The organism is Tsukamurella sp. M9C (assembly GCF_020169415.1).
Lineage (GTDB): Bacteria > Actinomycetota > Actinomycetes > Mycobacteriales > Mycobacteriaceae > Tsukamurella.
Genome location: NZ_JAIULG010000036.1, coordinates 27,616 through 48,105, shown reverse-complemented (window position 1 = coordinate 48,105; position 20,490 = coordinate 27,616). Strand labels below are relative to the sequence as shown.

General features: G+C 70.4%; 21 protein-coding genes and 1 other RNA gene. 9 read left to right on the top strand and 13 right to left on the bottom strand.

The window, feature by feature from the left end:
* From LB823_RS16610 to hisN, 6 genes are all read right to left on the bottom strand, one after another.
* Window positions 1–2,336, bottom strand: a 2,336-nt coding sequence (locus LB823_RS16610) for an MMPL family transporter (protein WP_224648865.1), incomplete at its 3' end; no start/stop codon positions are given.
* Window positions 2,337–2,476: 140 nt separating this feature from the next.
* Entirely contained in the window at window positions 2,477–3,133 is a 657-nt protein-coding gene (locus LB823_RS16605) for a response regulator transcription factor (protein WP_224648863.1), read from the bottom strand.
* A gap of 45 nt (window positions 3,134–3,178) precedes the next feature.
* Complete coding sequence (locus LB823_RS16600) at window positions 3,179–4,342, bottom strand: histidine kinase (protein ID WP_224648861.1); 1,164 nt, start codon at window positions 4,340–4,342, stop codon at window positions 3,179–3,181.
* 155 nt (window positions 4,343–4,497) lie between these two features.
* A complete protein-coding gene (locus LB823_RS16595) occupies window positions 4,498–5,739 on the bottom strand; it encodes an acyl-CoA dehydrogenase family protein (protein ID WP_224648858.1) in 1,242 nt (413 codons plus the stop codon).
* Window positions 5,740–5,774: 35 nt separating this feature from the next.
* The gene (locus tag LB823_RS16590; RefSeq protein WP_374201340.1) at window positions 5,775–7,151 is read right to left on the bottom strand and encodes an acyl-CoA dehydrogenase family protein; all 1,377 of its coding nucleotides are present in this window, start codon (window positions 7,149–7,151) and stop codon (window positions 5,775–5,777) included.
* Window positions 7,152–7,284: 133 nt separating this feature from the next.
* Window positions 7,285–8,085 (bottom strand): histidinol-phosphatase, encoded by an 801-nt coding sequence (gene hisN, locus LB823_RS16585; protein ID WP_224648854.1) that lies wholly within the window; start codon window positions 8,083–8,085, stop codon window positions 7,285–7,287.
* 62 nt (window positions 8,086–8,147) lie between these two features.
* On the opposite strand from hisN, the gene LB823_RS16580 reads away from it, so the two are divergent.
* Complete coding sequence (locus LB823_RS16580; protein WP_224648852.1) at window positions 8,148–8,510, top strand: hypothetical protein; 363 nt, start codon at window positions 8,148–8,150, stop codon at window positions 8,508–8,510.
* A gap of 9 nt (window positions 8,511–8,519) precedes the next feature.
* Here the strand turns inward: LB823_RS16580 and LB823_RS16575 are convergent, their stop codons facing one another.
* Window positions 8,520–9,290, bottom strand: coding sequence for a sulfite exporter TauE/SafE family protein (locus tag LB823_RS16575; RefSeq protein ID WP_224648850.1), 771 nt, complete (start codon window positions 9,288–9,290; stop codon window positions 8,520–8,522).
* Window positions 9,291–9,351: 61 nt separating this feature from the next.
* Between LB823_RS16575 and prfB the strand changes: the two genes are divergently transcribed.
* The 7 genes from prfB (at window position 9,352) to ssrA (ending at window position 14,908) form a co-directional block, all read left to right on the top strand.
* Window positions 9,352–10,467, top strand: coding sequence for a peptide chain release factor 2 (gene prfB / locus LB823_RS16570; RefSeq protein ID WP_224648848.1), 1,116 nt, complete (start codon window positions 9,352–9,354; stop codon window positions 10,465–10,467).
* Window positions 10,457–11,368: a mechanosensitive ion channel family protein gene (locus LB823_RS16565; RefSeq protein ID WP_224648846.1), complete on the top strand. Its 912-nt coding sequence runs from the start codon at window positions 10,457–10,459 to the stop codon at window positions 11,366–11,368. The genes prfB and LB823_RS16565 overlap by 11 nt, the downstream gene beginning before the upstream one ends.
* Window positions 11,365–11,961: a hypothetical protein gene (locus LB823_RS16560; protein WP_224648844.1), complete on the top strand. Its 597-nt coding sequence runs from the start codon at window positions 11,365–11,367 to the stop codon at window positions 11,959–11,961. The genes LB823_RS16565 and LB823_RS16560 overlap by 4 nt, the downstream gene beginning before the upstream one ends.
* Before the next feature lie 27 nt (window positions 11,962–11,988).
* Complete coding sequence (gene ftsE / locus LB823_RS16555) at window positions 11,989–12,678, top strand: cell division ATP-binding protein FtsE (RefSeq protein ID WP_068521966.1); 690 nt, start codon at window positions 11,989–11,991, stop codon at window positions 12,676–12,678.
* Between the two features lie 52 nt (window positions 12,679–12,730).
* A complete protein-coding gene (gene ftsX, locus LB823_RS16550) occupies window positions 12,731–13,636 on the top strand; it encodes a permease-like cell division protein FtsX (RefSeq protein ID WP_224648842.1) in 906 nt (301 codons plus the stop codon).
* Between the two features lie 105 nt (window positions 13,637–13,741).
* On the top strand, window positions 13,742–14,221 hold the full coding sequence (gene smpB, locus LB823_RS16545) for an SsrA-binding protein SmpB (protein ID WP_224648840.1): 480 nt from the start codon (window positions 13,742–13,744) through the stop codon (window positions 14,219–14,221).
* A 316-nt stretch (window positions 14,222–14,537) separates the two neighbouring features.
* Window positions 14,538–14,908, top strand: a transfer-messenger RNA (tmRNA) gene (gene ssrA / locus LB823_RS16540).
* Window positions 14,909–14,953: 45 nt separating this feature from the next.
* Here the strand turns inward: ssrA and LB823_RS16535 are convergent.
* Window positions 14,954–15,163 carry an excalibur calcium-binding domain-containing protein gene (locus LB823_RS16535; RefSeq protein ID WP_224648827.1) on the bottom strand — a complete coding sequence of 70 codons (210 nt, stop codon included), beginning with the start codon at window positions 15,161–15,163 and terminating at the stop codon, window positions 14,954–14,956.
* Window positions 15,164–15,401: 238 nt separating this feature from the next.
* On the opposite strand from LB823_RS16535, the gene LB823_RS16530 reads away from it, so the two are divergent.
* Window positions 15,402–16,349, top strand: coding sequence for a triacylglycerol lipase (locus tag LB823_RS16530; RefSeq protein WP_224648825.1), 948 nt, complete (start codon window positions 15,402–15,404; stop codon window positions 16,347–16,349).
* Between the two features lie 4 nt (window positions 16,350–16,353).
* Here the strand turns inward: LB823_RS16530 and LB823_RS16525 are convergent, their stop codons facing one another.
* The 5 genes from LB823_RS16525 to LB823_RS16505 form a co-directional block, all read right to left on the bottom strand.
* On the bottom strand, window positions 16,354–17,100 hold the full coding sequence (locus LB823_RS16525) for a lipase (RefSeq protein ID WP_224648822.1): 747 nt from the start codon (window positions 17,098–17,100) through the stop codon (window positions 16,354–16,356).
* Between the two features lie 51 nt (window positions 17,101–17,151).
* A complete protein-coding gene (locus tag LB823_RS16520; protein WP_224648820.1) occupies window positions 17,152–18,075 on the bottom strand; it encodes a cation diffusion facilitator family transporter in 924 nt (307 codons plus the stop codon).
* An 87-nt stretch (window positions 18,076–18,162) separates the two neighbouring features.
* Window positions 18,163–18,567: a RidA family protein gene (locus LB823_RS16515; protein ID WP_146430997.1), complete on the bottom strand. Its 405-nt coding sequence runs from the start codon at window positions 18,565–18,567 to the stop codon at window positions 18,163–18,165.
* A 58-nt stretch (window positions 18,568–18,625) separates the two neighbouring features.
* Window positions 18,626–19,372, bottom strand: a complete 747-nt coding sequence (locus LB823_RS16510) for an IclR family transcriptional regulator (protein WP_224648818.1) — start codon at window positions 19,370–19,372, stop codon at window positions 18,626–18,628.
* Window positions 19,369–20,421 carry a sugar kinase gene (locus LB823_RS16505; protein ID WP_224648815.1) on the bottom strand — a complete coding sequence of 351 codons (1,053 nt, stop codon included), beginning with the start codon at window positions 20,419–20,421 and terminating at the stop codon, window positions 19,369–19,371. Before LB823_RS16505 ends, LB823_RS16510 begins: the two co-directional genes overlap by 4 nt.
* Window positions 20,422–20,490: the final 69 nt, after the last annotated feature.

Genomic DNA, 20,490 nt, shown 5'->3' with positions numbered 1-20,490 from the left:
CCCGCACGGACTCCCGCACCGGCGGGAGTCCGTGCGGGAATCAGCGTCGGGGTGACCGGCGGCGCCGCGATCGGGTGCGGTGCCGGAACGCGAGTCGAAGCCACCGTCGGCGCGGCGGCCGCGATCGCCGGGTTCTGCTGCACGGGTGCGGTGTCCGCGTCCGCGCCGGCGTCCATCGCCCGCAGCCCGTCGCCCTCCACGTCGATGCGGGGGAGCGCCTTGTCGAGCCAGCGCGGGATCCACCACGCGCGATCGCCGAGCACCGCCATCGCCGTGGGCATGATGATCATCCGCACGAGGAAGGCGTCGAAGACGATGGCCGCCGCCATCGAGAAGCCCATCAGCTTCAGGAAGGTCATGGAGGAGAGCGTGAATCCGGCGAAGACGGAGATCATGATGATCGCGGCCGCGGTCACGACGCGGGCCCCCGACCGGTAGCCGATCCGGATCGCCTCCAGAGCCGGCGCTCCGTGATGGTGCTCCTCCCGCATCCGGCTCACCAGGAACACCTGGTAGTCCATCGCGAGCCCGAAGACGATGCCGATGAGGAAGATCGGCATGAACACCAGGATCGGGCCGCGCTCCTCGGGCGCGATCCAGCCCAACCAGCCCTCCTGGAAGACGCCGACGGTGACGCCGAAGGTGGCGGCGATGGAGAGCAGGAAGCCCAGCGACGCGATCACGGGGATGATCACCGAGCGGAAGACGATCATCAGCAACAGGATCGCCAGGCCCACGACCACGATCAGGTACAGCGGCAGCTTCGAGGTGAGCGTCTCGGAGAAGTCGGCGTTGATCGCCGCGGCGCCGCCGATGCCGATGTAGGTCGACGTGGCGCCGCCCACGGTCTCCGCGCGGTCCCGCAGCTCGTCGAGCAGGGTCGCGGTCTGCTTCGTCGACGGCCCCGACTCCGGGACGATGATGAACTGCGCCGCGTCGCCGGTCGCGTTGGGCACGGGACCGATCACGCCGTCGTGGGCGATTCCCGGCAGCGTGCGGGCCTGATCGGCGAACCGCTGCGTCGCCGCCTTCAGGTCCCCCTTGCCCTGGGTGTCGACGACGGCGACGAGCGGCGACGACTTGCCGGCGCCGAAAGCGTCGCTCTGCATCTGCACCGCCGCCTTGTCCGACGGCGCGGCGAAGTCCAGGCCGAGCTCGATCTTCCCGATGGGGATGGCCGCGAGCGCGAGGATCGCGACGGCACCCACGAGGAAGGGGAGCGGCTTGCGGGTGAGGAGGTCGCCGATGCGCTGACCCATCGGGCGGCGCTCGGTCTGCTCGGGCGTCCAGAGCAGCGGCAGCCGAGGCTTGAACACGGTCGACTTGAACATGCCCAGGAGGGCGGGGAGCACCGTCAGCGCCACAAGGACGGCGAGCGCGACGGTGACCGCGGCACCGAGGCCCATCTGGGACAGGAACGACATACCCGTGATCGACAGCCCGCACAGCGCGATGATCACCGTGGCACCGGCGAAGACCACGGCGCTGCCCGCGGTGCCGACCGCGAGGCCCGCGGCGTGCGACCGGTCCGACGTGGTCATCAACTCCTGGCGGTACCGCGAGATCACGAACAGCGAGTAGTCGATGCCCACCGCGAGCCCGATCATCATCGACAGGCCGGTCGTGGAGGTGCCGAGCGTGAGGAAGGAGGTGCCGATCGCGATGATCGACGTCGAGAGCCCGATGCCGATCAGCGCCGCCCCCAGCGGCATCAGCGCCGCGAGCAGTGCCGCGAAGGTGATGATCATGACGATCACCGCCACCACGATGCCGATCATCTCCGCCGGCGGTTCGGCCTCGGTCTCGTTGGCGGAGCCGGCGCTCTCGACCTTCAGGCCCGCGTCGGTGCCCGCCTTCTTCGCCGCCGCCACGGCCTCGATCGACTCCTCCGAGACCTCCTTGACGTCGCCGAAGGAGAAGTGGATCTGCGCGGTCCGGCCGTCGCTGCTGAGGTTCTCGGCGGCGGCCGCCCCCACGGTGGGGTTGATGACGGCGGCCTTGTCGGCGGCGGTGAGTTGCGGCACCTGGCGCAGCTTGTCGACCACGGCGTTCACGGCCGTGGCGTTGCCGCCCTGGTCCAGCCGCTGCCCGTTGGTCGACTGCAGCACGACAGTGGCGGTGGGCGCCTGCGTCTTCGCGGTCTCGGGGAACTTCTCCTGCAACACGTTCTGCGCCTCGACGGCGCGGCTGCCGGGGAGGTTGAAGTCGTCCTTGAAGGGCTTGGACAGCGACGATCCCGCGGCTCCGATCGCGAGGAAGGCGACAATCCAGAGCACGAGGACGAGCCACCATTTCCGGTAGCAGAACCGTCCGACCTTGTAGAGGAATGATGCCATGCCATCCAGTGTGGCCACCGGGAGCGACGCACGGTAGGCCTCGAAAGCCCTTGTGGACGACCGATGTCCACTTCGTAGACGATGGTCGGACCGGGGCGCCGGCGACCCCCTACGAAAGTCGTACGGGTGGCACCGTCGGCCTAACGGGGCGTGAGACCGGCGTCGTGCGCGAGGATCGCGAGCTGCACCCGGTTGGCCACGTCGAGCTTGTCCAGCAGCCGCGAGACGTGGGTCTTCACCGTGGCCTCGCTCATGAACAGCTCCCGGCCGATCTGGGCATTGGATCCGCCCCCGGCGATGCCGAGGAAGACCTCGTGCTCGCGGTCCGTGAGCACCGCGACCCGGGCGAGCGCGACGCGGCGGCGGTCCTCGCGCGGATCGTCGGCGAAGCGGGCGATGAGCTTGCGGGTCACGCTGGGGGAGAGCATCGCCTCGCCCGAGGCGACCACGCGGACGCCGTCGAGCAGCTGGCGCGGCGGGGTGTCCTTGAGCATGAAGCCGGCGGCGCCCGCCTGCAGGGCGCGCAGCACGTAGTCGTCGAGGTCGAACGTGGTGAGCACGATGACCTGCGGCGGTTCGGGCTCCGCGCGCACCAGCGCGGTGGCGGCGAGACCGTCGACGGACGGCATGCGGATGTCCATGAGCACCACGTCGGGACGGCATTCGCGGACCAGGTCCACGGCCTCGGCGCCGTCGCCGCCCTCGCCGACGATCGTCAGGTCCTCGGCGGATTCGATGATCATGCGCAGGCCGGACCGCACCAGCGGGTCGTCGTCGATGATGACGATGCGGGTCACGGGTCCTCCTGGGGTCGTGACCATCCTGCCACGGCCCCCGGCGGGTCAGGCCCGCTCGACGGGGACGGGCAGCTCGGCGTAGACGCGCCACCCGCCGGCAGCGGTGGCGGCGGAGGTGATCTCGCCGCCGGCGAGCTGCACCCGCTCGGCCAGGCCGATCAGGCCGGAGCCCGAGCCGGGCAGGGGAGACGCGGGAGAGTGCGGGCGGTCGTTGACCACCTCGATGGAGAGCCGATGCGCGTGCAGCCGCACCGCGACCCGGACGGCCGCCGGGCCGGCGTGCTTGCGCACGTTCGTCAGGCTCTCCTGGACGATGCGGTAGGCGGTGCGGCCCAGGGCCTCCGGCACGGCGTGCGGCGCCGCGGAGGCCTCGTCGATCAGCAGCTCGACGGTGGCGCCGCCCACCCGGGACTCCTCGACCAGGCGGGCGAGGTCGGCGAGATCCGGCTGCGGCGCGAGCGGCTCGGCGTCGGACCCGCGCAGCACGCCGAGCACGCCCCGCAGGTCCTCGAGGGTCTCGTGCGCCGTGGTGCGGATCTCCGCCGCCGCCCGTTCGACGGTGCCGGACGCCGCGCCGGCGTTGACCTCGAGCGCGCCGGCCTGCAGCGCGATGAGCGAGACCCGGTGCGCCAGGACGTCGTGCATCTCCCGCGCGATGCGGGAGCGCTCGGCGGTGCGGGCCTGGACGGCGCGCAGCTCGCGTTCGGCCTCGGCTCGCACGGCGCGCTCGCGCAGCGACTCGATGAGGTCCCGGCGCGCGCCGACGTACGAGCCCCAGAGCGCGAAGGCCGCGGCGAGCGCCACGCTGGTGAGGGTGTCGCCGAGCTGCCACGGAACGCTCGACCACGGGCGTGGCACGGCGAGGCAGGCGGCGACGAAGGCGGTCGCGATCACCAGGACGCGGTCGCGCCGCCGCACGGCGAGGGTGAACAGGCCGAGGAGGGCCACGCCGGGGAATCCGACGGCCGCGGTGAGGATCCCGCCGATCACGGTGACTTCGAGCGGCCACCTGCGACGCCACCACAGGAGCGGCGAACCGGCGAGGCCGACCACGAGCGCGAGATTGCCGTAGGCGGTGGACCCGCCGCGCCACTCCACCGCTGCGGTGGCGACCGCGAGGAGGACCGAGAGCACGACGCATGCGCCGTCGCGGAGGCGCGGGGCGGTCCACCACCGCTGCCACCGCGGCCCGTCGACGCTCGAATCCATGCGTCCACGGTACTGGCGAGGCGCAGCGGCGGGGAGCCGCCGAAGGTCGCGGCGCGGGCCCGCGCGACTACGACTTTCGTCGCGGTCGGGTCGCGCACGCGAACGGGGCGCCGCCGCGGTCCACCGCGCCGACGCCCCGTCGTACCTCCCCTGGCTTACTTGAGCTGCGAGCTCGTGAGGTCCAGGTGACGGCGCGCGATGATCAGCTGCTGGATCTGCTGCGTGCCCTCGAAGATGTCGAGGATCTTCGAGTCGCGTGCCCACTTCTCGAGCAGCGTGCGCTCCGAGTAACCCAGCGCACCGGCCAGTTCCACGGCCTTGAGCGTGACGTCCGAGCCCACCCGGCCCGCCTTGGCCTTCGCCATCGACGCGTTCATCGAGTTCGGGAGCTTGTTGTCGGCCATCCAGCCCGACTTCAGCGTCAGCTGGTAGGCGGCTTCCCAGTCGGACTCGAGGCGGATGAACTCTGCCGCGGCGTGCGGCAGGGTGTTCACCGGCGCGTCGTAGTCGATGACGATGCCCGCGTTCTCGAGGACGGTGCGCAGCTCCTCCAGCGACGCCCGTGCGACGCCGATGGCCATGGCGGCCACCAGCGGACGGGTGTTGTCGAAGGTCTGCATGACCCCGGCGAAGCCCTTCTCGACGTTCACCTCGGGGCTGCCGAGGATGTTCTCGAAGGGGATGCGGCAGTCCTCGAAGCGGATCTCCGCGGTGTCCGAGGCGCGGATGCCGAGCTTGTGCTCGAGCCGGGCAACGGTGACGCCCGGGTGCTCGCGGGGCACCACGAAGGACTTGATCGCGGCGCGGCCGGCGCTCTTGTCCACGGTCGCCCACACCACGATGTGGTCGGCGCGCGAGCCCGAGGTCACGAAGATCTTGGTGCCGTTGAGGACCCACTCGTCGCCGTCGCGGGTCGCTGTCGCGGTGACGGCGGCCGAGTCCGAGCCGAACGACGGCTCGGTGATCGCCATGGACGCCCACACCTTGCCGAAGCGCTCGAGCTGCTCGTCGGTCGCGACGGCGGCGATCGCGGCGTTACCGAGGCCCTGGTAGGGGAAGGCGAGCATGAGGCCCGCGTCGCCCCAGCACATCTCGATCGCGTTGATGATCGACTCCATGGTGCCGCCGTTGCGGCTGCCCGCGGTGACATCGGCCGGCTTGGGCTTGGGCTTCTCCTCGCCCTCGCCCTTCTTGCGGTCGCCCGTGGCGGCCGACGGGGCCTGGCCCGCGTCCGCGAGCCCGTCGTAGAGGGCCGCGATGGTGTCGAGTTCCTTGGGGTACTCGTGCTCGGCGAGGTCGTACTTGCGCGAGATGGGGCGGAAGATCTCGGCCGCACCCTGGTGCGACATCTCGGCCGACGCCTTCAGCTTCTTGGGGAGTTCCAGATTGATTGCCATGAGGGTTCTTTCTTCTGCTCTGAAGTCGAAGGGGCCTAGAGGACGACGACGCCCTCGGCGATGCCGACGGCGCGCAGGTCGCGGTACCAGCGCTCCACGGGGTGCTCCTTCGTGAAGCCGTGCCCGCCGAGCAGCTGGACGCCGTCCAGGCCGATCCGCATGCCCTTGTCGGTGGCGAACTTCCGCGCGAGCGCGGCCTCGCGGCCGAAGGACAGGCCCTGGTCGGCGCGCGCGGCGCCGCGCCATACGAGCAGCTCCAGGCCCTCGACCTCGGTCGCCATGTCGGCCACGGCGAAGGCCACCGCCTGCCGGTGCGCGATCGGCTCGCCGAAGGCCTCGCGCTCCTTGACGTACGGGGTGACGTAGTCGAGCACGGCGCGCGACGTGCCGAGCGCGAGCGCCGACCAGCCGAGGCGGGCCAGGCGCACCACGTCGGTGTAGTTCTGGGTAGCGGTGTCGAGGTCGACCTCGCCCAGCAGCGCGGTCGCGGGAACCTTGACGTTGTTGAGGTTCAGGCGGCCGAGCGCGGCGGCGCGCAGGCCCATGCTGGGGTCGCCCTCGACGATCACGCCGTCGGTGCCGGACTCGACGATGAACAGGGCGGGCTTGCCGTCCAGCTCGGCGCCGACCACGAACAGTTCGGCCGAACCGGCCTGTGGCACCATCGACTTCACGCCGCTCAGGACGTAGCCGCCCGTGGTGCGCGTGGCCTTGGTGGACAGCGCGAACGGGTTGAACAGCGCGCCGGGCTCGGCGATCACCACGGAGGACTGCGGCACGGACTCGCCGGCGTACTCCTTGAGGTAGGTCTGCTGCTGGCCGTCGGAGCCGAACTGCGACAGCGTCACCGCGACGCCGCTGGGGGCGAGGATCGGCAGCGCGAGGCCCATGTCGCCGTGGGCGAGGGCCGCGGCGACGAGGGCGTTGGTCACCGCGCCGCGGTCGCTGCCGGCACCGTCGAGCTCCTCGGGCACGTTGATCATGGTGATGCCGAGCTCGGTCGCGCGCTCGAGCAGCGACGCCGGGGCCGCGGTCGCCGCGTCGGCGTCGAAGGCCGCCGGACGGACGATCTCGGCTGCGAAGTCCCGCACCGTGTCGACGATCATCTGCTGCTCGTCGTCCGGGGTGAGGTCGTAGTTCGACTTCGTGCTCGAGCTCAGCCGCTTCGGCTTACCGGTGCCGGCGACCACCTTGAAGGTCCGGTTCGCGGCGCCGAGCGCCTTGAATCCGTGCTTGGTGCCCTCGTAGGCGACGCGGTTCACCACGTCCTGCAGGCCGCGGTTCTGGACGAAGGGCGTCTGCACCACGGCCATCAGGGCGCGGATCAGCTGGCCCGTGGGGTTCCGCCGGATCGGGTTCTTCCCGATGGCGCTGGTGTCCCGGGGATCGGTTGACGTGCTCATCTCCACCATCTCGTCGTCGTGGCGGCGCTGGTCGCGGGGGTGATCCCGGCGTCCTGGCCGCCAACTTACTCATCAGTCAGATGAGACCTTACTCCTCGGTAAGTTAAGTGCCAAGAGATGGGACGAAAACCGTGTCGGCGTGTCAGGGAGTGAGACGTGCCAGCACCTGGGGGTGCAGCGCCGGGTTCGCGGCCACGGCCGAGCCCGCGTGCGGGCCCGGCGTCCCGTCGGTGCCGGTGAACACGCCCCCGGCCTCGCGCACCACGATCTCGACAGCGGCCAGATCCCACAGGGACACTTCGGGTTCCACCGCGATGTCCACCGCGCCCTCCGCGACCAGGCAGTAGCTCCAGAAGTCGCCGTAGCCGCGCAGGCGCCACGCGTCGGCGGCCAGCGCCAGGAAGCGCTCGCGCGATCCGGCGTCGGGGAAGTACGACAGGTCGGAGAAGGAGATCGACGAGTCCGCGATCTCCTGCACGCCCGAGACCGCGATCCGGCGCGGCTCGGCACCGTCGAAGGAGACGAACGAGCCGACGCCCGCGCCGGCGAACCAGCGGCGCTTGAGCGCGGGGGCCGAGACCACGCCCACCACGGGCACGCCGTCCTCGAGGAGCGCGATCAGCGTGCACCAGACCGGCACCGCGCGGACGTAGTTCTTCGTGCCGTCGATGGGATCGATCACCCACTGCCGGCCCTCGAAGACGGCCTCGCCCCCGAACTCCTCGCCGAGCACCGCGTCGCCGGGGCGTTCCGCGGCGAGCCGCTCGCGGATGAGCGTCTCGGTGGCGAGGTCGGCGTCGGAGACGGGCGTGAGGTCGGGCTTGGCGTCGACCTTCAGGTCCAGCGCGCCGAACCGCGCCATGGTCAGCTCGTCGGCCGCGTCCGCGAGGGCGAGGGCCAGGGCGAGGTCGGGGTTCACGGGGTTCGACGGTGCGCTCGACATGCGAGAACGGTAGCCGAGGCCGGTCACGGGCGCGGGGCGGTCCCCGTCGGTAATCTGGACATATGGAATGGATCTGGGTGCTCATGCTCGCCGCGATGCTGGGCGCGCTCGTCGTCATGTGGCAGCGCTCCAAGCGGGGCACGCTCGGGACCGCGCCGGCGGGCCCGGGCATGGAGGACGGGATGCTCACGCTCAGCGGCGTGAGCCCGCGCCCGGTCGAACCCGATCAGAAGGGGCAGGCCTTCGTCACGGTCTCCGGCACCGTCGAGGGCCCGACCACCCCGCCGACGCACGTCTACCGGCGGCTGATCGTGGACTTCACTGAGCGCTGGCCGGAGGTCGGGGACCGTCTGCCCGTCTACTACAAGGTGGGCAAGGTCGACAGCTCCTGGCAGCTCGGCTCGCTGCAGCCGCCCGCCATCTGATCGCAGGGCCTAGGTGGTGAGGAGCCGCCACAGCCCGATGGTGCCGACCACCACGATGATCGTGCGTAGCGCGGTGGGGGAGAGGCCTCGGCCGAAGCGCGCGCCGAGCGCTCCGCCGATCAGGGAACCCACCGCGATGACCCCGGCCACAGGCCAGGCGATCCGGTCGAAGGCGAACACCAGGTAGAACACCGCCGCGACCACGTTGACCAGCAGGGAGAGCAGGTTCTTCGCCGCGTTGATGCGCTGCAGGTCGTCGTGCACCAGGACGCCCATCGCGGCGACCAGCAGGATGCCCTGCGCGGCGGTGAAGTAGCCGCCGTAGATGCCGATCGCGAACGTGGCGGCGACGAGCGCGGCGAGCCGGCCCGTCGAGGGCGGTGTGTCGGCATCGTCGTGCGGGGCGGTCCACCGCTGGATGCGGGGCTGCAGGACCACGAGCGCCAGCGCCAGGACCAGGAGGATCGGGACGATCGTCTCGAACACCGTCTCCGGCAGGTGCAGCAGGAGGAACGCGCCGACCACCGCCCCCGCCACCGACGCCGGCATCTGCCAGCGCAGCCGGTCGAACTGCCCGGAGAGCTCGCGGCGGTACCCCCAGGTGCCGGAGATCCCGCCCGCGACGAGGCCGATCGCGTTGCTGATCGTCGCGGTGACCGGCGGGACGCCGAAGGCGACGAGCGTGGGGAAGGTGATGAGGGTGCCGCTGCCGACGAGGGAGTTGATGAAACCGGCCCCGACACCGGCCGCGAGGACGATCAGCAGCTCCCATCCGTCCATGACGCGACCATAGTGCGCCGTCGGCCTCGGCCATCGCGGCGGCCCAGTATCCTGGGTGACTGTGCATCCTGACGTAGCCGCAGACATCGACAGCCTCGACACCACCCTGCAGACGGTGGAGAAGGTGATCGACCTCGACGAGCTGCGCCGGCGCGTCGACGAGCTGGAACACAAGGCGTCCGACCCCGAGCTGTGGAACGACCAGGCCAACGCCCAGCAGGTCACGAGCGAGCTGTCCTACGCCCAGGCGGAGCTGCGCCGCGTCACCGACCTGCGGCAGCGGCTCGACGACCTGCCCGTGCTCTACGAGCTGGCCGACGCGGAGGAGGGCGACGACAAGGCGGCGGCGCTCGAGGACGCCGACGGCGACCGCGCCCAGCTGCGCACCGAGATCGAGGCCATGGAGGTCAAGACCATGCTCTCGGGCGAGTACGACGCCCGCGACGCGCTGGTCAACATCCGCGCCGGCGCCGGCGGCGTCGACGCCGCGGACTGGGCCGAGATGCTCATGCGCATGTACATCCGCTGGGCCGAGAAGCACGGCTACGGCGTCGAGGTCTACGACACCAGCTACGCCGAGGAGGCGGGCCTGAAGTCCGCCACCTTCGCGGTCAAGACGGACTACGCCTACGGCACCCTCTCGGTCGAGATGGGCACCCACCGCCTCGTGCGGATCAGCCCCTTCGACAACCAGGGCCGCCGCCAGACCTCCTTCGCCGAGGTCGAGGTGCTGCCGGTGGTGGAGACCACCGACCACATCGACGTCGACGAGAACGAGGTGCGCGTCGACGTGTACCGCTCGTCGGGCCCGGGCGGCCAGTCGGTCAACACCACCGACTCCGCGGTGCGGCTCACGCACATCCCCACCGGCATCGTCGTCACCTGCCAGAACGAGAAGAGCCAGCTGCAGAACAAGGTCTCGGCCATGAAGGTCCTGCAGGCCAAGCTGCTCGAGCGCAAGCGGCAGGAGGAGCGCGCGCAGATGGACGCGCTCAAGACGAACGAGGGCGCCTCCTGGGGCAACCAGATGCGCTCCTACGTGCTGCACCCGTACCAGATGGTGAAGGACCTGCGCACCGAGTACGAGGTGAACAACCCGTCGGCCGTGCTCGACGGCGATCTGGACGGCTTCATCGAGGCGGGTATCCGCTGGCGGATGCGCGGCGATGACGAGTAGCGCGCTGCTCGCGAACTCGATCCTCCCCGACGTCACGGGGTGGCGCCTCCTCATGTTCGAGCGGGTCCTGCCGATCATGCTGTGGATCATCGCCGCGGTCCTGGCGAACCGGTTCGTGAACTGGTTCTCGGCGCGGGTCACCATGCGGATCGACGCCCAGTTCAAGAACAGCGACTCGCTGGTGCGCTCGGAGTCCGCGAAGCACCAGCACGCGCTCATCCAGGTGATCAGCTGGGTCGCGATCGCCGCGATCTACCTGTTCGCCGCCTATCAGATCGTCAAGGCGCTCGGCGTGCCGATCAACGCCCTCGTCGCGCCGGCCACCGTCATCGGCGCGGCCCTCGGTTTCGGCGCCCAGCGGGTGGTGCAGGACCTGCTGGCCGGCTTCTTCCTCATCACCGAGCGGCAGTACGGCTTCGGTGATGTGGTGAACCTCTCGCTGACCGGCGGCTCGGAGGCCGAGGGCACCGTCTCCGACGTCACGCTGCGGGTCACCAAGCTCCGCAACACCGACGGCGAGGTCATCACCGTGCCGAACGGGCAGATCGTCAAGGCCACCAACCTGTCGAAGGACTGGGCGCGCGCCGTGGTCGACATCCCGTTGCCGAAGACCGTCGACATGGGGAAGGTCAACACGCTGCTGCACCGCGTCGGCGAGCGGGCCTATCACGACCCGAAGATGTCGACGCTGCTGCTCGACGAGCCCACCCTCATGGGCATCGAGTCGATCGACCTCGACCGGGTGAACCTGCGGATGGTCGCCCGCACCCTGCCCGGCAAGCAGTTCGAGGTGGGTCGCAACCTGCGCGAGCGCATCGTCCGCAGCCTGGCGACGGCCGGCATCGACGTCGCGCCCGTCACCGACACCGTCGAGGACGAGGAGGAGGTGACGCCGCAGTGAGCGACATCTCGAAGGGGTCGCCGGACGAGCCCGAGAACGACGCCGACGCCACGACGGAGATCCGCGCCCAGGCCGCGCCGCCCGAGCCGCCTCCCGCGCCGTCCGAGCCCACCCGGGCGCTCCCGGCCGCGTGGGAGCGCATCCCGAAGACGATCCCGCACACCCGCGCGCGCACCAGCACCGTCGTCCTGGGGCTGCTGTTCCTGGGGCTGATGTGGTGGTACCTCGACCTGTACGCGCAGTTCGTCCCCGAGGAGCAGCGCCGCACCGGGCAGACGCCGGTCGCCACCACGACGGCGCCCGCGCAGGAGGAGCCCACGTACGACGCGCCGGTCACGACCACGCCCCCGCGGGCACCGTCGAGCGCGGTCCCGTCGAGCGGTGGGCCGGGGGAGTCCGGCGCACCGTCGTCGACGGTGCCGGGCCGCTCGGGTGAGCCGGGGACCGCCACCACCACGGGAGGCGCGACGACCACCTCCGCGCCGGGCGGGATCGTGCTGCCGGGCGGGGTCACGCTGCCGGGGATTCCGGGCGCGACGACCGAGCCGCCCACCACCGGCGGCGCACCGACGACGGTGGTTCCGCCGGGCTAGTGCGCGGCGTCAGTAGACTGGGCGCTCGTGATCACGCTCCAGAACGTCACGATGATGTACAAGGCGTCGGCCCGGCCGGCGCTCCACGACCTGTCGCTCGAGATCGGCAAGGGTGAGTTCGCCTTCCTGATCGGGCCCTCGGGTTCCGGGAAGTCGACGTTCTTCCGGCTCCTGCTCAAGGAGGACAAGCCGACGAGCGGCGACGTCTACGTGGGCGATTACCACGTGAACAAGCTCTCCGGGCGCCGCGTGCCGCAGCTGCGGCAGTCGCTGGGGTGCGTCTTCCAGGACTTCCGCCTGCTCCAGCAGAAGACGGTGGCCGAGAACGTGGCCTTCGCCCTCGAGGTCATCGGCAAGCCGCGCAACGTCATCGACCGGACGGTCCCGCAGGTGCTCGACTACGTGGGCCTCGGCGGCAAGGCGAACCGCATGCCCAGCGAGCTGTCGGGCGGCGAGAAGCAGCGCGTGGCCATCGCCCGCGCCATCGCCAACCGGCCGCTGCTGCTGCTCGCCGACGAGCCGACCGGCAACCTCGACCCCGACACCTCCGCGGAGATCGTGGACGTGCTCGACCGGATCAACCGGGCCGGGACCACCGTGGTCATGGCCACGCACGACCGCCACATCGTGGACTCGATGCGCCGCCGCGTCATCGAGTTCCGCATGGGCGAGATGGTGCGCGACGACGCCACCGGCGTGTACGGGCTGGGCCGCTGACGGCGCCCGCCGCCCCCCGCCGACGACGACGAACCGAAGGACTGAATTTCCAGTGCGAGCCAGTTTCATCACCAGCGAGGTCTTCACGGGCCTCCGCCGGAACGTGAGCATGACGATCGCCATGATCCTCACCACCGCGATCTCGCTCGGCCTGTTCGGCGGCGGCCTGCTCGTGGTGCGGATGGCGGACAAGAGCCAGGACATTTTCCTGCAGCGCGTCGAGATCCAGGTGTTCGTCGACGACAAGGTCGCCGCCGACGATCCCGACTGCCAGAAGGCCGTGTGCCAGGCGATCGAGTCGAAGATCAAGGCGCAGCCGGGCGTCGACTCGATCGACTACATCTCGCAGGACAAGGCGCTCGAGACCGCGAAGACCAAGACCTTCGCCGACCAGCCCGAGCTCGCCGAGCTGGTGCGGCCCGGCGTGTTGCCCGCGTCCTTCAAGGTGCGCGTGGGCGACGAGACGAAGTTCTCCGCGGTGATCGACGCGGTGAAGGGGCAGCCCGGCGTGGCCGGGGTCCAGGACCAGCGCGAGCTGGTGGAGCGCGTCTTCTCCGTGCTCAACGGCGCGCGGAACGCCGCCTTCTTCGTCGCCCTGATCCAGGCCGTCGCCGCGGTGCTGCTGATCGCGAACATGGTGCAGGTGGCCGCGTACACGCGGCGCACCGAGGTCTCGATCATGCGCCTGGTGGGTGCCTCCCGCTGGTACACCCAGCTGCCCTTCCTGCTGGAGGCGGTGATCGGCGCCGTCATCGGCGCGGTCCTCGCGATCGCCGGCCTGTTCGCGGGCAAGGCCCTGTTCTTCGACCGGGCCCTGCGCGAGATGTACGGCGTGAACATCCTGGCGCGGATCACGAACACCGACGTGCTGCTGGTCTCCCCGTGGCTGCTCCTCGTGGGCGCCGGCTTCGCCGCCATCACCGCGTACGTCACGCTGCGCTTCTACGTCCGGGAGTAGCCCCGCCGATAAGTCGCTTTCCGCGCACCGTCGCATCCCCGTACGATGGAGTGGTTGTCCAGCGTGACCGGCACCCGGTTACGGCGTACGGAAGGGATGGGGACGATGGCGAAGGAGAAGGGGCGCTCGGTGATCGCGAGCAACCGCAAGGCGCGCCACAACTACGCCATCCTCGACACCTTCGAGGCCGGCGTGGTGCTCGTGGGCACCGAGGTCAAGGCGCTCCGCGAGGGCAAGGCCTCGCTCGTGGACGCGTACGCCACGATCGACGACGGCGAGGTCTGGCTGCGCGGTCTGCACATCCCCGAGTACGGCAACGGCTCGTGGACCAACCACACGCCGCGCCGCACGCGGAAGCTGCTCATGCACCGGCGTGAGATCGACTCGCTGACCGGCAAGATCCGCGAGGGCAACCAGACCCTGGTGCCGCTGTCGATGTACTTCAACGAGGGCCGGGTCAAGGTCGAGCTGGCGCTCGCCAAGGGCAAGCAGGACTACGACAAGCGGCAGGACATCGCCCGCCGCACCGCCGAGCGCGAGCTCGTCAAGGAGCTCGGCCGGCGCGTCAAGGGCATGCGCGGCTGATTTCATTCCGACGGTGCCCGGCGTGGCACGTTGAGTTCCGGTCTTGGCGGGCGTTCACTTGAGATACGAGTTACTGATGTGACTCGTGGGACTCAAGTGAGGAGCGGATCCATGAGTGTCGAGAACAAGGCCAAGGTCGTTTCGCTGGCGCATCGCATCGGAGCGGTGCTGCTCACCGTGCTGATGAACATGAACGCCTCCGCCGCCGGCGTGCGGCTGCGCACCGTCTGATATTCGCTGGACAGTCGCCGATGCCGGTGCGGTAGTATGGAACTTCCACTCCGCAAGGGGTGGGCTTCCGCAGAGCGGACGATGAGGGGCCGATCGGTTTCGACTTCGTTTGTTGACGCGGGGGAAGCGTGCCGGTGCAGGCTGGAGACCACCGTAAGCGTCGCAGCAACCCTATAAGCGCCGATTCCAATCAGCGCGACTTCGCTCTCGCTGCCTAAGCAGCCAGGCGAGTCTGTCAGTCCGGGTTCGCCCTCGGCCCGGGTACTGGCATCAGCTAGAGGGATTCACCCCGCGGTGCGGTCGCGGTATCGCGGGGGACATCAAACAGCGACTGGGATCGTCATCCCGGCTCGTCCGTGAGACCGGGAGATCCGAGTAGAGACAGAGCGGACTGCGCACGGAGAAGCCCCGTAGAAATGACGGAGGACCCGGGTTCAATTCCCGGCGGCTCCACAGCGAAGCGCCCCCGGCCATCGGCCGGGGGCGCTTTCGTGTCCGCTGCTACTTCTTCACCTCGCAGGCGATCCCGTCGCCGTCGCGGTCGAGGTGGCTCGCGTACCCGGGATCGCCCTTGAGCAGTGGGGCCTTGCCGGCCTTGCGTACCTCGGTGCAGTTCTTGTAGTACGGGTCGGCGTGCGACACGGCGGCGGGGGCGGCGAGGGCCGCGATCGAGAACGCGGCGACGACGACGCGGGTGAAGGTGGGGGACATGGGTACTCCTGCAGACCGGGGGAAGCGACGACCGCGGGACGGTCCCTCTCCCGCGGTTCTTACGGTGTACGCCTTTGCGGCGGCAAGCTGATTGCCGGATATGGGTAATTAGCCGGGAAAGTGACCGCATCGCACGATTCGGCGGCGATGGTGGAGTGTCCGGGCCGGACGACTGTGAGTGAAACAAGTTCTAGAAACGTCTCTCAGTACGACGTGGGTTGGGCTATCGTCCGTGAGCATGAACCTGCGTTCCGTATGGCGACGGGCGGCCGTCGCTGCGGCCGGCATCGCGCTCCTGGTGGCGGCACCGTCGACCGCGGCTCCGCTGCCCGAGAACTTCAACTTCTTCGGCGGCATACCGTCGGAACTGACGAACGCGAACGGTTCGCTGCCGGGGACGAACGACTACTCCTGCAGGCCCACAGTCCGCCACCCCAACCCCGTCGTGCTGGTGCACGGCACCGGCGGCGGCTCGCAGACGAACTGGGGCGCCTACGCGCCGCTCCTCAAGAACAACGGCTACTGCGTCTTCTCCTTCACCTACGGCGCGCTGCCCGGTGCGCCGTGGCCGGTGAATCAGATCGGCGGGACCCGCCCGCTCGCGACCAGCGCGCAGCAGCTCAAGCAGACGGTGGAACGCGTTCTCGTATCGACCGGCGCGAAGAAGGTCGATCTCATCGGCCACTCGCAGGGCACGCTCATGCCGTCGTACTTCGTGAAGTACCTGGGCGGCGCCGACAAGGTGGGCAAGTACGTCTCGCTCGCGCCGCTCTGGCGCGGCACCGGTGGCGACCTCGGGCGCGCGGCCTCGGTCTTCGTGCGCGGCCTGAACATCCGCGATCCGTACTTCCCGGTTTTCGAGTCGATCGGCGACATGCTGCCGGGATCGCGCTTCCTCGACAAGATCTGGGCCGACGGTACGCCCTATGCGCGCGGCGTCGAGTACACGAACATCTCCACCCGCTTCGACGAGCTGGTGCTGCCGTACACGAGCGGCCAGCTCGACGGCCCGCCCGGAATCAAGGTCACCAACATCGTCGTGCAGGACACCTGCGGCCAGGACTTCTCCGACCATCTGGCCATCGCGGGTTCCCGGCGCGCGGCGTATTTCGCGCTCAACGCCCTCGATCCGCAGCATCCGCGGCCGGTGCCCTGTTACGTGGTGCCGCCGTTCACGGGGTCCTGACCCGCTAGCCTCCGCTGGCGGCCCGGCCCGCCGGGTACAGGGTGTTCGCCGCCTGGATCGAGCCGGCGGCCTCGTCGGCGCGCACGCCCTCGCACCGTCCGGCGACCGCGGCCTGGACCTGCGCGATCACGCGCGGGTTCACGGGCTCGACGGTGTGGTCGAATCCGCCGTTCCCGGTGGCCGACGGGACGGGCGTCATCCGGCACTGCGGTCCGGTGATGCGGCCGTCGGCCCACTCCTTGGCGCTCCGGATCGAGAAGTACTGCGTGGGTCCGACGGCCCCGACGCCGCTGTTCAGCGTGGCGAGGAAGCTCGAACCGGGGCACACCTCGCGGGCGGTGCCGGACTGCGAGCAGGCGGCGGGACTGCCGTACTGCGCGGTGCCGATCGCGACGTAGTGGGTCACCTTCGGGGCTCCGCCCAGCGCCTTGAGGTAGTAGCGGGCGCTGAGGCCGCCCACGCTGTGACCGACCAGGGAGACGGGGCCGCCGCCGGCCTTCGCCCGGTCGACGGCCGCGCCGATCGCGGCGGCGTCGGAGCGCAGGTCGAGGCCCCGCAGGTTCAGCACCTCGACCCGCGACCCGGACCGCTCGAGGGCGGCCTTCATCGGCTGGTAGGGCAGCGAGCCGATGTACTGGCCGGGAACGATGACGACGGTGCCCTGCGCGGGCGCGGCGGCAGCGGGTGCCGCGAGGGCGCCGGTCGCGGCGACGGCCGCAGCCAGGGCGAGGAGGGAGCGTCCTGCATTCATGCAGGGGAGCCTAACCTAAACAACCAGGGTTGAGAAGGATCGTGTCGCGGCTCACTCCGAGCGGTACGCCTCCCCGTGAGGCTCGTCGCAGTGGTCCTCGGCGCCGTCGTGATCGACCTGCAGCGTCGCGTGCTCGATGTCGTACTCGTCGTGCAGCATGCCGCTGATCTTCGAGCGGACGGCGTGGCAGTCCGACGCCGCGTCGACGAGGACGTGCGCGGAGAGTGCAGGCTGCCCCGAGGTGATCTCCCAGATGTGCAGGTCGTGCACCTCGGTCACGGACGGGACGGCCGCGACGTCGCGCCCGACCTCGGCGGGGTCGATGCCCTCGGGCGCGGCCTCGAGGAAGATCCGCCCCGACGCCTTGACCAGCCCCCAGCCGGCCTTGAGCATGAGCGCCGCAACGACCAGGGCGGCGATCGCGTCCGCCTGGCCCCACCCCGTGGCCCAGATGATCGCGCCCGCGATGGCGGTGGTGATGAAGGCGTACAGGTCGTTGAGGATGTGCTGGTAGGCGCCCTCGACGTTGAGGCTGGTGCGGTTGGCGCGCCGGATGCACCAAGTGGCGGCGAGGTTCACGGCGCAGCCGGCGAGGGCGGTGAAGAAGACCAGCCGGCCGTCGACGTCGGGCGGCGTGATCAGCCGCGAGATCCCCTCGTAGACGAAGAACGCCGCGAGGAGCAGGAGGGTGATCCCGTTGGCCTGCGCCGACAGGATCTCCACCCGCTTGAGGCCCCAGGTGTATCCGCCCTTCGCCGGCTTCGCGGCGATCTTGATCGCGACCAGCGCGAGCACGATCGCCGCGGCGTCGGTCAGCATGTGCGCGGCATCGGTGATCAGCGCGAGCGAGCTCGCGATGATGCCGATCGTCACCTCGATCGCCATGAAGCCGACGATGAGCGCCAGGGCCAGGCTCAGCCAGCGCTTGTCGGCGTCCGCCGACACCCCGTGGTCGTGTCCCGCGTGTCCGCTCATCTCAGCTCCGCCCCTCGTCCGATGAGATCACCGGACGAACATACATGGCTGTATGCGCATGTATCAATGGGCGGAGCGCGGCGACGATCAGTCGAGCACGGCGAGCGCGTCGATCTCCACGAGCATGACCTCGTGCGGGAGGTCGACGAAGACCGTCGTGCGGCAGGGGAGCGCGGCGCCCTCGGGCACGTTCTCGGCGATGAACGCACCGTAGACCTCGTTCATCGGGGCGAAGTCGTCGCGCGTGGTGAGGTAGACGCGGAACATGAGCACGTCGGCCACCGAGGCGCCGCCGGCCTCGAGGATCGCCTTGACGTTCTCCAGGGTGCGCCGGGTCTGCTCCTTGACGTCGCCCTCGGCGATGTACTGGTTCGTCGCCGGGTCCATCGGGCCCTGGCCCGAGACCTGCAGCATGTTGCCGCGGCGCACGCCCTGGGAGAAGAAGTGGGCGGGAGCGGGCGCGTCGGTGGTGGAGACGGCGGTCGCGGTCATGGTGGTGATTCCTTTGCTCTCGTGAGTGTTTCGGTGTTCCCCGGGGTGTCCGGGAGGTTCAGCGCGGGCGGTACCCGCAGTCGCGGGAGATGGCGGCGCACGTCGCGCGCAGCGGCTCCAGCAGGTCCAGCAACTCGTCGAAGGGCAGGACCACGTCGGGCACCGACACGGACACCGCGGCGACGACGGTGCCGCTCGCGTCGCGGACGGGCGCGCCGATGCAGTTGATCGTGGGCTCGTTCTCCTCGCGGTCCACGGCCCAGTCCTGTGCGCGGACGCGCTCGATCTCGGCGAGGTAGTCCTCGGGGGTCACGATGGTGTTCGGCGTGCGCCGGGTGAAGTCCATCCCGGCGACGAACCGTCGCAGTTCGTCGTCGGGCAGCGTCGACAGCATGAGCTTGCCGACGGCGCTGGAGTTGAGATTGACCTCCATGCCCACCCGCGAGTACATGCGGATGAGGTCCCGCGACTCCAGCTTGTCGATGTAGACGACGGCGTCGCCCTCGCGGGCCGCGAGGTGCGTGGTGCGGCCGTACTCGCGGTTGAACGCGACCAGGTGGGGCGCGGCGATCTCGCGGATCCCGCGCTGTTCCGAGGCCCGGGCGGCCAGGTCGAAGACGCGCGATCCGAGGTGGTAGCGGTGCGCCTCGTCGTGGTACGCGAAGCGCGCCTCGGTGAGCGGCCGCAGCAGGCGCAGCACGGTGGTCTTGTGCACGCCGAGCTCGTCGGCCAGCTCGTCGAGCGAGGCGGGGCCCTCGCCCAGCAGGCGGAGGATCTCCAGCGCGCGGGTCAGGCTCTGGCTCATGGTGCTCCGCTCTCGCGGGGCGGCGGGAAGTCCGCACCGCCCACGCGGATCCCGTCCGGGCCGATGTGCGCGGCGGACCAGGCGTCGTCGTCGCAGGTCAGTAACGCCGTCATCGCCTCGGGCGGCAGGGTGGCGAAGTCGGCGCGCACCGTCAGGGTCGCCGCGGCTCCCGCGTGCCCGCGGCGCAGGCAGGTGCGCATGTCCTCGTCGTGCGCGAGCCCGTGCAGGAAGCCGGCAGCGAAGGAGTCGCCGGCGCCCACGGGCTCGATCACGTCGACGGACAGCGCGGGAACCGTGATCTGCGCGCCCGCGCGGTCGACGGCGATCGCCCGCACGGCACCGTCCTTGACGACGACGGTGCGCGGTTCGGGCAGGAGCGCCCGGACCTCGCTGGGGGAGCCGGTGCCGAGCACGCGCTCGGCCTCGTCGGATCCGACCAGGACGACGTCCGCGCAGCGGGCCAGCTCGATGACCAGCGACGGGTCGCCGTCGGGCCAGAGCTGCTCGCGCCAGTTGACGTCGAAGGTGACGGTGCCGGTGATGCCAGTCCGGTCGCGGAGCAGGGCGCGGGTGAGGGCCGCGCACGACGGGGAGAGGGCGGGCGTGATGCCGCTGGTGTGCACGATCCGCGCGGTGTCGAGGGCGGCCGCGACCGCGGGGCGCGTGAGGAAGTCGGGGCCCATCGCCGCGGCCGCGCTGCCCGCGCGACGGTAGGTGCTGGCGGTTGCGGGCTCGCCGTCCGCATCGACGCCCTCGGTCTTGGCGTACCGGCCGGTGAACCCGCTGCCGTCGACCTCGATGCCGTCGGTGAGCACGCCGTGCGCGCGCAGGTGCTCGACGATCCGTCGCCCCTCGGCGTCCCCGCCGACCCGGCTGAGGAAGGCCGTGGGGGTGCCCAGGACCGCGGTGCCGGCGGCGACGTTGGCCTCGGCGCCGCCGGCGTGCATGGCGGGAGCGGGCGCGTCCAGGTCCGCCGCGGCGACCAGCGCCAGCGGTTCCCCGAGGCACGCGATCCAAGCTTCCGTCACCGTCTCGCACCGTTCTTTCATCTCGTGGTTGTGCAGGTCCTCGCCGCAATGCTAGCGTCTGTGACACGCATCACGCAACGGTGATTGCAA

Coding starts and splice junctions, on each gene's coding strand:
- LB823_RS16510 (WP_224648818.1), bottom strand. CDS start 19,372: ATGAGCCAGAGCCTGACCCGCGCGCTGGAGATCCTCCGCCTGCTGGGC.
- LB823_RS16575 (WP_224648850.1), bottom strand. CDS start 9,290: ATGGACGGATGGGAGCTGCTGATCGTCCTCGCGGCCGGTGTCGGGGCC.
- LB823_RS16535 (WP_224648827.1), bottom strand. CDS start 15,163: ATGTCCCCCACCTTCACCCGCGTCGTCGTCGCCGCGTTCTCGATCGCG.
- LB823_RS16530 (WP_224648825.1), top strand. CDS start 15,402: ATGAACCTGCGTTCCGTATGGCGACGGGCGGCCGTCGCTGCGGCCGGC.
- LB823_RS16525 (WP_224648822.1), bottom strand. CDS start 17,100: ATGAATGCAGGACGCTCCCTCCTCGCCCTGGCTGCGGCCGTCGCCGCG.
- LB823_RS16595 (WP_224648858.1), bottom strand. CDS start 5,739: ATGGCAATCAATCTGGAACTCCCCAAGAAGCTGAAGGCGTCGGCCGAG.
- hisN (WP_224648854.1), bottom strand. CDS start 8,085: ATGTCGAGCGCACCGTCGAACCCCGTGAACCCCGACCTCGCCCTGGCC.
- LB823_RS16515 (WP_146430997.1), bottom strand. CDS start 18,567: ATGACCGCGACCGCCGTCTCCACCACCGACGCGCCCGCTCCCGCCCAC.
- LB823_RS16590 (WP_374201340.1), bottom strand. CDS start 7,151: ATGGTGGAGATGAGCACGTCAACCGATCCCCGGGACACCAGCGCCATC.
- LB823_RS16565 (WP_224648846.1), top strand. CDS start 10,457: ATGACGAGTAGCGCGCTGCTCGCGAACTCGATCCTCCCCGACGTCACG.
- LB823_RS16505 (WP_224648815.1), bottom strand. CDS start 20,421: ATGAAAGAACGGTGCGAGACGGTGACGGAAGCTTGGATCGCGTGCCTC.
- LB823_RS16600 (WP_224648861.1), bottom strand. CDS start 4,342: ATGGATTCGAGCGTCGACGGGCCGCGGTGGCAGCGGTGGTGGACCGCC.
- LB823_RS16580 (WP_224648852.1), top strand. CDS start 8,148: ATGGAATGGATCTGGGTGCTCATGCTCGCCGCGATGCTGGGCGCGCTC.
- LB823_RS16520 (WP_224648820.1), bottom strand. CDS start 18,075: ATGAGCGGACACGCGGGACACGACCACGGGGTGTCGGCGGACGCCGAC.
- smpB (WP_224648840.1), top strand. CDS start 13,742: ATGGCGAAGGAGAAGGGGCGCTCGGTGATCGCGAGCAACCGCAAGGCG.